Here is a 14,445-nt window from a genome sequence, read left to right on the forward strand (position 1 = left end):
GCGGCGATGACTGAATCGATACCGGAACCCGAGCACTGGAGTACCCAAAGTTTTCTGGCGCATTTCATGCGAGTTCACGATCAAATGCCCGATCGCTCGTTTGCTTTTATCCTTGGAGCCGGGGCATCGCGGGCTTCCGGGATTCCGACCGGCGGCGAGCTGGTGCAAAAATGGCTGGCAGAATTGCATCAACGCGCCGAGACGCAAGACGCGCTAACGGACTGGGCCACGTCCGACAATCTGCAAATCCCAAGCTTCGATTACACCCGGAAAGCCGAGTTTTACCCGCAAATTTACGAACGCCGCTTTCGCCGCGACCCGGAAGAAGGCTATGCCGATTTGGAAGCGGTAATGGCGGACAGGGAACCCAGCTTCGGATACTCGGTACTCTCCAACATCCTCGACCAAACCCGGCATAAAGTGGTGGTTACCACCAACTTCGACAATCTGGTCGCCGACGCCTTATCGATTTATACCCGCTCTTATCCTTTGGTATGCGGCCACGAGTCGCTGGCCGGCTTTGTTCGCACCCGTTTGCGCCGACCTTTGATCGCCAAAATCCATCGCGATCTGTTGTTCGCTCCGATCAACGACGGCGATGGCGTCAACCACTTGGCGGACGGTTGGGAACAGCCCTTAACCCGGCTGTTTTCCCACCACACCCCCATCGTGCTGGGCTACGGCGGCAACGACGGCAGTCTGATGGATTTTTTACTCGCGATGCCAACCGGAACAATTCCCGGCGGCATCTTTTGGTGCTACCGCAAAGACGACGGCTTGCCCAATACGCGCATCCGCGAATTGGTTGCGCAACATAACGGCGCGTTGGTTCCGGTGCTGGGTTTCGACGAATTCATGCTGCAATTACACAACCAATTTGAATATCAATTTTTGGCGGATGCGGTCAGACAACGCGCCGAGGATCGCGCGAAACACTATCAAACCCAAGTGGACGAGATTCAAAAACGACTGGATAGCACCACCGGCGATCAATCGCCAGAAACCCAGGCCGTCAAACAAGCCTTGCACGACAGCGTTGCCCGGCAAAAACTCAAAAGCTGGTGGGATTGGGAAATCAAAGCCACGCAAGCGAAAGACGATGCTGAACGCGAACGGATCTATCGCGAGGGTTTGGCCCAATTCCCAAACAGCGCGGAATTGACCTGCAATTTCGCTAACTTCATGAAAAATAATTGCCGGGATTACGACGAAGCTGAACGCCTGTACCGTAAAGCCATAGAACTCGATCCGAATGACGCAGATTACACCGGCAATTTCGCTAACTTCATGGCGGATATCCGCAAGGATTACGACGAAGCTGAACGCCTGTACCGCAAAGTAATGGAACTCGATCCGAGTGACGCCAACCACACCGGCAATTTCGCCGTCTTTTTACAAGATATTCTCAAGGATTACGACGAGGCCGAACGCCTGTACCGCAGAGCCTTGCAACTCGATCCGAACCACGCCAACAACACCGGCAATTTCGCCCTCTTTCAGGAGAATGTTCGCAAGAATTACGACGAGGCCGAAACCCTGTACCGCAAAGCCTTGCAACTCGATCCGAATCACGCCAACAACACCGGCAATTTCGCCCTCTTTCAGGAGAATGTTCGCAAGAATTACGACGAGGCCGAAACCCTGTACCGCAAAGCTTTGCAACTCGACCCGAATGGCGCTAACAAAACCGGCAATTTCGCCCGCTTTCTGGCGAATATTCGCAAGGATTACGACGAGGCCGAACGTCTTTACCGCAAAGCTTTGCAACTCGACCCGAATAGCGCTAACAAAACCGGCAATTTTGCCGATTTCATGGCGAACATCCGCCAGGATTACGAACAGGCCGAGCACCTGTACCACAAAGCCCTAAAACTCGATCCGAGTGACGCCAACCACTCCGGCAATTTCGCCTGTTTGAAGCTGATACAAAACCAATTAACTGAAGCGGAAACCTTGGCAAGGCAAGCCTGGCAACTCAACGCCGGCCAATACGAACAAGTCGGCGCCGAAGCGACGCTTTATCTGGGTTTGATTGCACGATTGCGACAAGGCGATGACAGCGCCGCCTTGGGCCGAGCGAAAACCTTGTTAAGCAATGGCTTTACCCGCGGCGATTGGTGTTTCGACGCACTCTTGGCGAGCGTGCAAGGCCGGTTGACTAAAGGAGACTATTTACTATACGCCGCGCTCAGTGCCGCGATTCTGAATGCCGACGAAGTTGCCGAACTGGAGCAAATTCCGCGTTGGCAAGCAATCGAGCCTATCGCACTCGACACACCTTGGATCGATTAACGCATTCCGTAGATTTCGAATTACCTAAACGGCAACATAATGACCCACACCGCCCGCAAACGCTTCGGCCAAAACTTTCTGCAAGATTACCGCATCATCCAAGACATTTTGGATTACGCCCACCCGCAAGCGGGCGAACACTGGGTCGAAATCGGCCCCGGTCTGGGCGCGCTGACCAAACCGCTGCTGGACAGCGGCGTGAAATTGGACGTGGTCGAGTTGGACCGGGACTTGGTAGCGCGCTTGCAAAAGCAGTTTGCCGGCAACGCCAACATCAACATCCACAGCGCCGACGCGCTGAAGTTCGACTTCAGCGGCTTGGCCGGGGCCGGCGAAAAATTGCGGGTAATCGGCAACCTGCCCTACAACATCTCCACGCCGCTGATGTTTCATTTGCTGGAAACCACGAGCTGCATCGAAGACATGCATTTCATGCTGCAAAAAGAAGTGGTGGACCGGATTTGCGCGGAACCGGGCACTAAAAAATACGGCCGGCTCAGCGTGATGATGCAGTACTACTGCGAGGCGGAGTGGCTGTTCGACGTGCCGCCGGAAAGCTTCGATCCGGTACCCGCGGTGATGTCGGCCATCGTCCGACTGGCGCCGCATGCCGCGCCGCCGGTCGCAGTCGGCAACCTGGACGACTTCAACAGCTTGGTCAGCCAAGCGTTCTCGCAGCGGCGCAAGACCATTCGCAATTCTTTGAAAAACCTGGTCGAAGCAGATCTCCTGGACGAACTCGGCATCGACAGCAACTTGCGCGCCGAAGCGGTGACGCTGGAGCAATTTGCCGCGCTAAGCCGGCGCATTGCCACACCCCGCTAAGCAAAACAGCGGCAATGTTTAGGTCTGCCCGGCTATGCAGCGGCGGATCAAGCCGATCAACTCTGCGATATTGAACGGTTTGGTGACGTAGGCCTGGAATCCGGCCGCCATGTAGCGGGCCACATCCTCGCTCATGGCATCCGCACTGATCGCAATCACCGGAACGGCGGCGGTCGCCGGATCGCGGCGCAAATCGCGCAAGGCAGCCTCGCCGCTCAGACCCGGCAAATTGATGTCCATCAACACCAAATCCGGTTGCAAAGCCCGGATCATCGGCAAGGCTTGCTCGGCGCTGGCGGCGACGTCAAGCTGCAACTCCGGCAGCCGCCGGAATACTTGGCGCATCACGTCGACGTTCACCGAGTTGTCCTCGACATACACCACCTTGCCGCAGACACCCGCGCCGACAACACCATTCACGCCGGCGTCTTCGGCGTCCACCGCCTCGGAAATGTACTCTGGCTCGGGCTCGGCCACGGCCAACTCCACCCAGAAATGGCTGCCGACGCCCTCCCGGCTTTCGCAGCCGATACGCCCCCCCATGACCTCGGCCAATTGTTTGCAAATCACCAAACCGATACCGGTGCCTTCGATGGAGCTGCGCTCCGCACCCAGGCGCTGAAACGGCTTGAACAATTCGGATTGGTAGCGCTCCGGGATGCCTATTCCGGTGTCTGTCACATCGATTGTTACGGTCTTCCCTTGAATCCGACAATCCAAATCGACCGTGCCGCCGTCCCGGTTGTATTTGACGGCATTGGAGACCAGATTCAGCAACAACTGCCTGAGCTTGTCGAGATCGGCCTTGACCGCTAACGCCGGGCTCTGTGCCGCCGGCTGGCTCTCAGCGGCGGTATCGTCGCAACGGCACAGGCGCAATTCAATGCCGCGGGCCGAAGCCATGGTCGACAACAACAGGATGACTTCCTTGAACACCGGCAGCAATGCCACCGGCACCAATTTGAGTTCGGTTTTGCCGGACTCGATACGAACCAGATCCAGAATTTCGTTGACCAGTTTCAGCAAGTGCCGGCCGCTGCCGAGTATCATCCGCACCGAACCGAGCTGCCCCTCGGTCAAAGGTTCGTCCGTATCGGACTCCAGCAGTTGGCTGAATCCGATGACGGAATTCAAAGGCGTACGCAGCTCGTGGCTCATACTGGATAAAAACACCGATTTGGCGCGATTGGCCGACTCTGCGACCTCCTTGGCCTGTGCCAATTTTTCCTCTGCCTGCTTACGCTCGGTGACGTCCAGCATGATGCCGGTCCACACCACCGATTCGCCGTTGGCCGCCGGATTGGGCTGGGCGGTCAATTGCAGCCATTTCAAGCGGCCGGACAGCGCGATGATGCGAAACTCGGCATTGAAATAACGCCCTTCCCGGCTGGCGTTTTGCTCTTCGACGGCCAGCCGCGGCAGATCGTCGGGGTGAATCAAGCGGGTGAAAGCCCTTGCGTCGCCGAGCACAGCCTCCGGCTCCAGCTCCAAAATGTCGCGACAGCGCGGACCGACATAGAGAAAACCGGCATCGGGCCGAGGCGGTAACACGTAATCGCAGAGCATGCCCGGCACCGTGGCGGCAATGTTGCGAAATCGCGCCTCGCTCTTACGCAAGGCTTGCTCCATTGCTTTGCGCTCGCTGATGTCGGTGATAAAACCGTGCCACAGAACATCACCGTTTTCCAGCCGGGTCGGCGTAGCATGGCCTTCCAGCCAAATCTCGCCATGCTCGGGATGGATCACGCGGTACTCGTCGCGCCAGACATTCAGGCTCTCGGCGGAAAGCGCGATACTCCGCCGTACTCTTTCCAAATCGTCCGGATGCAATACCTCGAACATCGGCGCCGCGTCGACACGCACGGCAGCGGGATCGACGCCGTAAACACCGTAAATGCCGGCACTGGCGTAGGGAAAGCAGGAACGGCCATCGGCCCGCAGCAGGAACTGGTAGATCATGCCCGGCAAGTTGGCGGTCATCTTCTCTTGGCGACTCAGCACGCGGAATATTGCGCGACGGCTCCGCATTTGCAGATAGGCAAATCCGCCTAACAGTATCAGTATCGTCAGCGTACCGGCCAACCAGGGATACAGCCAGGACAGGTCCTGGCCGTCGGGATGGTAGATCATGCCGCTAAAATCGAATCTTTCCGGCAGCATACCCAGGCGGGTGTAAATATCGGCGATGTGCTGCCAGCGCGACTCGCTGTTGTGGCCGAGTTCAATCAGGTCGGCCATGATGAAGCGGCGGTATTGTCTGGCCTCCCACTTCAGATGTTCCAACGGCCTTTCGGGGATGTATTCGCGCTGAATCAACTCGGCGATTTCGTCAGGATGCTGCAACGCATAGGCCCAGCCCTTCAAGCTTGCCGCCCGAAAGGCCCTGACGCGCTGGGGGTGCCGTTTGACTTGTGCCTCGCTGGTAAACAGGGTATCGCCGTAGAAATCGATACCGGCGTCGATAGCCCGCAACTCGGTGTAACCGATGCCGGCCTGATGCAGCGTGTAAGGCTGATCGGGAGAGTAGGCGGAAATCGCGTCGGTACGGCCTTCGATCAGATCGTCGATGTTTTGGCTATGGGTTTGGCGCTGGTAATCGGCAGGGTGCAGACCGGATTGAATGAAATACGCCAGCAACTCGGCGTCGTTCGGCCCGTACATTACCCGCTTGCCGGCCAAATCGGCAACGTCGCGGATGCCGCTGTCGTGGCGCACCACCAAGCTCAGCGGCGAATGTTGGATGATGGGAGCCAATACCACTACCGGCAATCCGCTGGCTCTATCCAAAATCAACTGGGAATTGCCGACCCCAAATTCGGCCTGTCCCGATGCCACCGTTTCCGAAACTGAACGCTCCTGACCGCCTTCGACGATGCTGACCCGCAGCCCGGCGTCCTGGTAAAACCCCTTGTGTAGCGCCGCGTAGTAGCCGGCGAACTGGAATTGGTGTTTCCACTTCAGTTGCAGCGTTACCGTGTCCGGGGCTTGCACGGCGCCGGCAATCCGGACGACCGCGAACAGCAACACTATCAAACCGATTCTCGATACAGCCATGCCGACTGGCCTCCTATATTCCAAGACCGATATCCGGCATAGGCAGCGAATCGCTCGCGGGATTAGCGGTTTGGCATAAGCATAACCCGTTTTCCGGAAAGCGCACCTCCGCCAGCCGCCGGCTTGAGCGATCGACACCCGAAACTTGCGACGCCGGACAAATCAGCAAGCCTTCGATAAATGCGTTAAAATGCGGCATTTTTCTTAAACGTTAACCAAGCCGGATTTCCCGTATACGGCGGTATTTTCTAACCACACAATATCTTCCGGAGATGTTGCAATGCGTATTATTTTGTTAGGCAGCCCTGGGTCGGGCAAGGGCACCCAGGCCCAGTTCATCACCGAGAAATTCGGCATCCCCCAAATTTCGACTGGCGACATGCTGCGCGCCGCGGTCCGCGAAGGCACACCGCTGGGTATCGAAGCCAAAAAGGTCATGGACAGCGGCGGCCTGGTTTCCGACGAAATTATTTTAGGCCTGATCAAGGAACGCATTGCCCAGGACGACTGCAAAAACGGCTTTCTGCTGGACGGCTTCCCGCGCACCATCGCCCAGGCTGAAGGCTTGGCCAAAATGGGAGTCGAGCTGGACTACGTCGTGGAAATTGCCGTCGACGACGAAGAAATCATCAAGCGCATGAGCGGCCGCAGAGTACATCCGGCTTCCGGCCGCAGCTACCATGTCGTATTCAACCCGCCGAAACAGGAAGGTGTCGACGACGTTACCGGCGAGCCGCTGATCCAACGCGACGACGACAAGGAAGAAACCGTGCGCAAACGCCTGAGCGTCTATCACGAGCAAACCAAACCGCTGGTGGGTTTTTATTCCGCAGCCGACCAAACCGCCAAATTCGCCTCGATCGCCGGCGTCGGCTCGGTGCAGGACATCACCGACAAGCTGTTCGCAGCATTGGCATAACAAAAGTTCAGGGTACGCATTTATGCCCTTTCGGGTATCGCGTACCTTTTAGTTAGAGACGGTACGCCGCGCGTACCCTACCAGAGAGAAACCAAGATGGCAGGTAAAACCTTATACGACAAATTGTGGGACGACCACGTCGTTCACACCGAAGACGACGGCTCGTGCTTGATCTATATCGACCGCCAGTTGCTGCATGAAGTGACTTCGCCGCAAGCCTTCGACGGCATGCGGATCTCGGGCCGCAAACCCTGGCGCGTGGCCCGCAATCTGGCGGTGGCCGACCATAACGTGCCGACATCGGGCCGCGCCCAAGGCATTGCCGATCCGGTTTCGAGATTGCAGGTGCAAACCCTGGAAAACAACTGCGCCGAGTTCGGTATTACCGAATTCGACATGGCCGACATCCGCCAAGGCATCGTGCATGTGGTCGGTCCGGAACAAGGCGCCACCCTGCCCGGCATGACCGTGGTCTGCGGCGACTCGCATACCTCGACTCACGGCGCATCGGCCGCGCTGGCCTTCGGTATCGGCACATCTGAAGTCGAACACGCCCTGGCGACGCAGACGCTGGTACAAAAGAAAGCCAAAAACATGTTGATCAAGGTCAACGGCAAAACCGGTCCCGGCGTCACCGCCAAAGACATCGTATTGGCGATCATCGGCCAAATCGGCACTGCCGGCGGCACCGGCTACACCATCGAATTCGGCGGCGACGCGATTCGCGCGTTGAGCATGGAAGGCCGCATGACCGTCTGCAACATGGCCATCGAAGCCGGCGCCCGCGCCGGTTTGATCGCCTGCGACGAAAAAACCATCGAGTTCTACCGCGACCGCCCCTATTCGCCTAAAGGCGAAGACTGGAATATGGCGGTGCGTTACTGGGAAAAACTGCATTCCGACGCCGACGCCAAATTCGACAAAGTGATCGAATTCGACGCGGCCGCGATCAAACCGCAAGTGAGCTGGGGCACCTCGCCGGAAATGGTATTGCCGGTCGACGCCAACATTCCCGACCCGACTCAAGAAGCCGATCCGGTGAAAAAGCAAAGCATCGAACGCGCGTTACAATACATGGGCTTGCAAGCCGGCCAAAAAATCACCGACATCAAATTGGATAAAGTCTTCATCGGCTCCTGCACCAACTCGCGCATCGAAGACCTGCGGGCGGCGGCAGCGGCAATCAAAGGCCGCAAGAAAGCCGCGTCGGTCAAGCAAGTGCTGGTCGTACCCGGTTCCGGCTTGATCAAGCAACAAGCCGAAGCGGAAGGTCTGGACAAAATCTTCATCGCGGCCGATTTCGAATGGCGCGAACCCGGCTGCTCGATGTGTCTGGCAATGAATGCCGACCGGCTGGACGCCGGCGAACATTGCGCCTCGACCTCCAACCGTAACTTCGAAGGCCGCCAGGGTTACGGCGGCCGCACCCACTTGGTCAGCCCCGCGATGGCTGCCGCGGCAGCGATTGCCGGCCACTTTGTCAACGTCGCCGAGGAGGCTTAAACCATGCAGGCTTTTACCACTTTGACCGCTTTGGTTGCACCGCTGGATCGAGCCAACGTTGACACCGATGCGATTATTCCGAAACAGTTTTTGAAGTCGATCCGCCGCGCCGGTTTCGGTCCGTATTTGTTCGACGAATGGCGTTATCTGGACCGCGGCGAGCCGGAAATGGATTGCAGCAACCGGCCGCTGAATAAAGATTTCGTGTTGAACCAACCGCAGTACCAAGGCGCGCAAATCCTGTTGACCCGGGAAAACTTTGGTTGCGGCTCGTCGCGCGAACACGCGCCGTGGGCGCTGGAAGATTTCGGTTTCCGCGCCATTATTGCGCCGAGCTTCGCCGATATCTTCTTTAACAACTGCTTCAAGAACGGCATCCTGCCGATCGTGCTGCCCGCCGAAACAGTGGACCGCTTGTTCAAGGAGCTGGCTGACGGTTACCAATTGACCATCGATCTTGAAACCCAAACCATCACCACGCCCGGCGGCGAGGCAATTGCCTTTAGCGTCGACGAAAACCGCCGCTACCGTTTGCTGAACGGCTTGGACGACATCGCACTGACCTTGCAACACGCGGACAAGATCAAGGCTTACGAAACGGAACGCGCCAAACGCGCGCCCTGGTTGTTCAGAGAAGCTTAAACCGCAAGCATAAGGTCGATTGATGCCCAAAAAAATCGCCGTGTTACCGGGTGACGGCATAGGCCCGGAAATCGTCGCCGAAGCCCTGAAGGTGTTGAGTTTTGTCAACACCGACATGGGCCTCGGCCTCAGTTTCGAGACTGCGCTGGTTGGCGGCGCCGCTTACGACGCCTTCGGCACGCCGCTGCCGCAACAAACCTTGAACCTGTGCAAGAACGCCGACGCAGTGCTGCTGGGAGCAGTGGGTGGCCCGAAATGGGAACCCTTGGCGCACGCGATCCGGCCGGAACGCGGCTTGTTGGGCATCCGCTCGGAGCTGAACCTGTTTTCCAACTTGCGGCCGGCGATTTTGTACCCGCAACTGGTGCACGCCTCGACGCTGAAACCGGAAGTGGTTTCCGGCCTGGATCTGATGATTGTCCGCGAATTGACCGGAGGCATCTACTTCGGCCAACCGCGCGGCATCCATATTGCCGAATCCGGGGAAAAGGTCGGCGCCAATACCGAAATTTACAGCGAATCCGAAATTCGCCGTATTGCCCATTCCGCATTCCGTATCGCTCAAAAACGCCATAAAAGGCTGTGCTCGGTCGACAAAGCCAACGTGCTGGAAGTCACCGAATTGTGGCGCAACGTGATGACCGAAGTCGGCAAGGACTATCCCGACATCGAGCTGAGCCACATGTACGTCGACAATGCGGCAATGCAGTTGGTACGGGCACCGAAACAGTTCGATGTCATCGTTACGACCAATATGTTCGGCGATATCTTATCCGACGTTGCGGCGATGCTGACCGGTTCGATCGGCATGCTGCCGTCGGCTTCGCTGGACGCCAATGCCAAGGGCATGTACGAACCGATCCACGGTTCGGCGCCGGACATCGCCGGCCAAGGCATCGCCAATCCGCTGGCGACGATTTTGTCGGTGGCGATGATGCTCAGATACACCTTCAACCAACCCGAAGCGGCCGAACGCATCGAAGCGGCGGTCAATGCGGCGCTGGATTCCAACGTGCGCACCGCCGATATTTACTCGGACGGCATGACCCAAGTCACTACGTCCGGCATGGGCGACGCCGTTCTCAAAGCTTTACAAGGATAATCCACGATGTCTAAAACCTACGATGTAGCGGTCGTCGGCGCCACCGGCGCGGTCGGCGAAACCATGATTTCCATTCTGGAAGAGCGCAATTTCCCGGTCGGCAAAGTGTATGCGCTGGCCAGCGAACGTTCGGCGGGCAAACGCATTCCATTTAAAGACGGCTCGCTGGTCGTTGAAGATTTGGCTACATTCGATTTTTCCAAAGTCCAGATCGGCCTGTTCTCGCCCGGTGCCTCGGTATCGGCCGAATACGCACCGAAAGCCGCGGCGGCCGGCTGCGTCGTGATCGACAACACCTCGCAATTTCGCTACGACGACGACATCCCGCTGGTGGTGCCGGAAGTCAATCCGGAAAAAGTCGCCGACTACAAGAACCGCGGCATCATCGCCAACCCGAATTGCTCCACCATTCAGATGCTGGTGGCCTTGAAACCGATTTACGATGCAGTCGGCATCAGCCGCATCAACGTCGCCACTTACCAGGCCGTATCCGGCACCGGCAAGGAAGCGATCGAAGAACTGGCGACGCAAACCGCCAATTTGTTAAATGCGAAACCGGTTTCGCCCAGCGTTTATCCGAAACAGATCGCCTTCAACGTATTGCCGCAAATCGACGTGTTCATGGACAACGGCTACACCAAGGAAGAAATGAAAATGGTCTGGGAAACTCGAAAAATCCTGGGCGATGCCGATATCCTGGTTAATCCTACCGCAGTGCGGGTGCCGGTATTTTTCGGTCACTCCGAAGCGGTACATATCGAGACCAAACAGAAAATATCCGCGGCACGCGTGCGCGAATTGCTGAGCCATGCGCCGGGCGTCACCTTGCTGGACGAACGAGAAAACGGCGGCTATCCGACTGCAGTAACGGAGTCCTCCGGCCACGACGACGTCTTCGTCGGCAGGATCCGCGAAGATATCTCGCATCCGAGCGGAATCGATCTGTGGGTAGTCAGCGATAACGTCAGAAAGGGTGCCGCGCTTAACAGTGTGCAGATTGCCGAACTGCTGGTAAAAAGCCACATCTAGTCTAAGCTTAGCTCTGTTTTTTGTGAGGTCGTCGCACCGAGGTGTCACCAGTGAAGGAAAGCAATGTGAGCAATTTAACTAAAGCTTTAGCGGTTGTCTCGCTACTGGCACCGGTTAACGCCCTGCCGCTCGGCATCGGCGAAATACAATTGCATTCCGCGCTGAATCAACACCTCAATGCCGAAATTAAACTGACCGTCGACCCGAGCGAAAATCCGTCCGACGTGTCGGTTCGCTTGGCGCCGCCGGAGAAGTTCGACCAAGCAGGCGTAGTCTGGAATTATTTTCTGTCGAAAATCAGGTTCGAGCCTGTCGTACAGGCCAATGGCTCCATCCTTGTCAAAATCACTTCGCGGGAAGTGTTGACCGAGCCGTTTCTGGACTTCCTGTTGGAAGTCACCTGGCCGCAAGGCAGCATGACCCGCGAATTCACGCTGCTGATAGACCCGCCCACCGCCTACAACAAAGCCACGATCCCGGTCGTCCAAAGTCCGAGTTATTCCGAGGAACCGCTTGAAGTACCCCCCCGCCCTGCCCGGAAAACCCGCACCGCACCGCGGCGAGCGGTCGCAGCGGAGCCGGGTGATAGCGCCAATCAGCAAATTGCTACCGACGGCGAATACGGTCCCATACAAAAAACCGACACGTTATGGAGTGTCGCCGCTCGACTAGGCCAAGAACGCAATGTGCCGACGTATCAAATGCTGAATGCATTGCATAGAGCCAATCCCGAGGCATTCAATAACGGCAACATCAACTCGCTGAAAGAAGGCGCCCTGTTAAAAATCCCGAACCTGGAGCCGGGCCAACAACCGCTACGGGCAGAGTCCAAACCAGCGGCCAAACAAGCAAAGACCGAACCGGCAGCGGCAGAAAAAGTCGCCAAACCTTTGGAGCTGATCGCCCCGTCGGAAGCCAAACTTGGCACCAATACCGCTATTAGCGAGAAAGCCAAATCCGGCTCGCATTCGACGGCCCCGCATGCCGGCGCGGAAAGCGCAGCAGAAGCCTCCGGCGACGGCAAAGATCTCGAACTGCAAGCCCGCATCGAAAAGCTGGAACAACAGCTGAACATGATGCAGCAGTTGCTGGCATTAAAAGACCAGCAACTCGCGTCGCTACAAAACAATAAACAAACACCAGCGCAAGCCGAAACTGTGCCGTCGCCAGCTCCGGCTCCGGCTCAGACGGCGCCTGCGGTAACGCCACCAGCAAAAGCGGAACCCAGCCAGACGCAAGCGCCAACCCCAGCTCCAGCACCAACAGCGGAACAACCTGCGCCACAGCCGGCTCCGCCACCAGCGCCGAAACCGGTAATAAAAGTGGCGCCGCCGCCGGCTCCGGCTGCCGAAGAGGAAGGGCTATTTTCGTCCGATGCTTATTATTGGGTCATCGGCGGCCTGGGCAGCGGCGTGCTCGGGTTACTGGGCTGGTTACTCTGGCGCAAGCGGAACATTGACGAACGCATCAACACCGAAAGCATGTTTGCGTCGGCCAGCCAAATCCAAATGCCGGATTCTGAAAGCAGTCTCTCGGTGCCGATCATGGACATCAGCAACACGTCAGAATATGACGTCGGTACTGTCGGGGAAAGTTCGTTTATCAGCGATTTCACGCCGAGCGATTTCGACGCGTTCGACACCGACCAAAACGAAGTCGACCCAATCTCGGAAGCCGACGTTTATCTGGCATACGGCCGCTACCAACAAGCTGAAGAACTGATCCGGCATGCGATTCAGGAACAGCCGAACCGCGACGAATGCAAACTGAAACTACTGGAAATCTTTTACGCCAGCGAAAATAAAGACGCTTTCTGCGCTTACGCCAGAGAGCTGGCCGACGCCGGCAAAAAAGCCGACAAGCCGTTCTGGAAAAAAATTGCGGACATGGCCAAAGAAATTGCGGCGGACTCGCCCCTATTCGCTGCCGAAGCCGACCATTCCAGCGCAGCTGTTGCGGCAGTTGCGGTCAACGAATCATTCGAGCCTACCTTCGTTACAGCCCCCTCGACCGAAGCCGAAACGGCTACTCTGGAAGATGACTCGGTGTTCGCGCTACTGGATAACGAATTGGCGGATCTGGACCTGGATCTCGATAAAAACCTGGAACTGGACGATAACGGCCTGGATTTCGATTTAGGCGAATTCGACAGCGGCGCGAAATCCAAAACGCCGGACCTGAAAAGCGTATCCCTTGACCACGCTGCCCCTGCGGATCGGGACGAACCGACTGTCGACGACAAACATATCGAATCCTTTGATTTCAATTTAGATTTCGCCGCGCCGGGAGTGGACGAGAAACCCCAATCCGCCGCCGTCAGCGACGACCTTGCGCTGGAGACCATAGAATTCTCCAGCATTGCCGACGACGAGCCGCAAACCGCAGACAGCTCGTCCGCTGCAAACGCCAGCATCGATAGCTTCGATTTTAATTTCGAGCTGGAAGCGCCAAAAACAGCTAAGTCCGAGCAGGTTGCCGACAATGGACTGGCATCTGCCGAGGAATCGACGCTGGATATTGAAGGTTTCGATTTCAGCGACGTGGTTACGGAAGTGACGCAAGCTGAACCAGCAGCAGCGGAGCCGGTTGTAGCCGATATCGAAAGCTTCGATTTTAATTTCGATGCAGACCTAGCGGCTCCCGAGTTGGCAAGCACTGCCCACAAAGCCGATTCGCCGCTGAATCTGGAATCGGAATTAAAACTGGAAACATTCGACTTCTCCGACTTCGACAGTCTGAGTCCGAAAACAGCCGAAACCGGGGACACGGCTAAATCCGACGCAATAGACGATTTCAATTTCGAATTTGATTTCGACGCGCCGATTATCAGCTCCGGCAGCGACGACAAATTCGAAGTCGGCGTATCCGATCTGACCGACATGGACGAGTACGAAACCAAAATCGACTTGGCAAAGGCCTATATCGACATGGGCGATTTGGACGCGGCAAAAACGATTGCCGAAGACGTGCTAGCCAAAGGTTCCAAGCAACAACAGCAGGTGGCGCAGGCCTTGTTGGACGAATTGAAATAACCCGGAACTGTTTCGCCCGTTTATTCCGCCGCCAGAGCTGTAGCAGC

General features: G+C 57.0%; 9 protein-coding genes. 8 read left to right on the plus strand and 1 reads right to left on the minus strand.

The window, feature by feature from the left end; genetic code table 11:
• Positions 1-6: 6 nt before the first annotated feature.
• On the plus strand, positions 7-2,292 hold the full coding sequence (locus tag AC0IM9_RS07285) for a tetratricopeptide repeat protein (protein WP_482803551.1): 2,286 nt from the start codon (positions 7-9) through the stop codon (positions 2,290-2,292).
• Positions 2,293-2,331: 39 nt separating this feature from the next.
• The gene (gene rsmA / locus AC0IM9_RS07290; protein WP_482803552.1) at positions 2,332-3,117 is read left to right on the plus strand and encodes a 16S rRNA (adenine(1518)-N(6)/adenine(1519)-N(6))-dimethyltransferase RsmA; all 786 of its coding nucleotides are present in this window, start codon (positions 2,332-2,334) and stop codon (positions 3,115-3,117) included.
• 18 nt (positions 3,118-3,135) lie between these two features.
• Here the strand turns inward: rsmA and AC0IM9_RS07295 are convergent, their stop codons facing one another.
• Positions 3,136-6,171: an ABC transporter substrate-binding protein gene (locus tag AC0IM9_RS07295; protein WP_482803553.1), complete on the minus strand. Its 3,036-nt coding sequence runs from the start codon at positions 6,169-6,171 to the stop codon at positions 3,136-3,138.
• Between the two features lie 280 nt (positions 6,172-6,451).
• On the opposite strand from AC0IM9_RS07295, the gene adk reads away from it, so the two are divergent.
• From adk to AC0IM9_RS07325, 6 genes are all read left to right on the plus strand, one after another.
• Complete coding sequence (adk, locus tag AC0IM9_RS07300; protein WP_482803554.1) at positions 6,452-7,090, plus strand: adenylate kinase; 639 nt, start codon at positions 6,452-6,454, stop codon at positions 7,088-7,090.
• Between the two features lie 96 nt (positions 7,091-7,186).
• Positions 7,187-8,593: a 3-isopropylmalate dehydratase large subunit gene (gene leuC / locus AC0IM9_RS07305; RefSeq protein WP_482803555.1), complete on the plus strand. Its 1,407-nt coding sequence runs from the start codon at positions 7,187-7,189 to the stop codon at positions 8,591-8,593.
• A gap of 3 nt (positions 8,594-8,596) precedes the next feature.
• Positions 8,597-9,235 (plus strand): 3-isopropylmalate dehydratase small subunit, encoded by a 639-nt coding sequence (gene leuD, locus AC0IM9_RS07310; RefSeq protein WP_140912441.1) that lies wholly within the window; start codon positions 8,597-8,599, stop codon positions 9,233-9,235.
• Between the two features lie 22 nt (positions 9,236-9,257).
• On the plus strand, positions 9,258-10,337 hold the full coding sequence (gene leuB / locus AC0IM9_RS07315; protein WP_140912442.1) for a 3-isopropylmalate dehydrogenase: 1,080 nt from the start codon (positions 9,258-9,260) through the stop codon (positions 10,335-10,337).
• A gap of 6 nt (positions 10,338-10,343) precedes the next feature.
• Positions 10,344-11,366, plus strand: coding sequence for an aspartate-semialdehyde dehydrogenase (locus AC0IM9_RS07320; RefSeq protein WP_140912443.1), 1,023 nt, complete (start codon positions 10,344-10,346; stop codon positions 11,364-11,366).
• Between the two features lie 65 nt (positions 11,367-11,431).
• A complete protein-coding gene (locus AC0IM9_RS07325) occupies positions 11,432-14,398 on the plus strand; it encodes a FimV/HubP family polar landmark protein (protein ID WP_482803556.1) in 2,967 nt (988 codons plus the stop codon).
• Positions 14,399-14,445: the final 47 nt, after the last annotated feature.

This window comes from Methylomonas sp. Uni0011 (assembly GCF_056850255.1).

Excerpts from the sequence above, each read along its gene's own strand:
- AC0IM9_RS07285 (WP_482803551.1), top strand. The coding sequence starts at position 7 with ATGACTGAATCGATACCGGAACCCGAGCACTGGAGTACCCAAAGTTTT.
- rsmA (WP_482803552.1), top strand. The coding sequence starts at position 2,332 with ATGACCCACACCGCCCGCAAACGCTTCGGCCAAAACTTTCTGCAAGAT.
- AC0IM9_RS07295 (WP_482803553.1), bottom strand. The coding sequence starts at position 6,171 with ATGGCTGTATCGAGAATCGGTTTGATAGTGTTGCTGTTCGCGGTCGTC.
- adk (WP_482803554.1), top strand. The coding sequence starts at position 6,452 with ATGCGTATTATTTTGTTAGGCAGCCCTGGGTCGGGCAAGGGCACCCAG.
- leuC (WP_482803555.1), top strand. The coding sequence starts at position 7,187 with ATGGCAGGTAAAACCTTATACGACAAATTGTGGGACGACCACGTCGTT.
- leuD (WP_140912441.1), top strand. The coding sequence starts at position 8,597 with ATGCAGGCTTTTACCACTTTGACCGCTTTGGTTGCACCGCTGGATCGA.
- leuB (WP_140912442.1), top strand. The coding sequence starts at position 9,258 with ATGCCCAAAAAAATCGCCGTGTTACCGGGTGACGGCATAGGCCCGGAA.
- AC0IM9_RS07320 (WP_140912443.1), top strand. The coding sequence starts at position 10,344 with ATGTCTAAAACCTACGATGTAGCGGTCGTCGGCGCCACCGGCGCGGTC.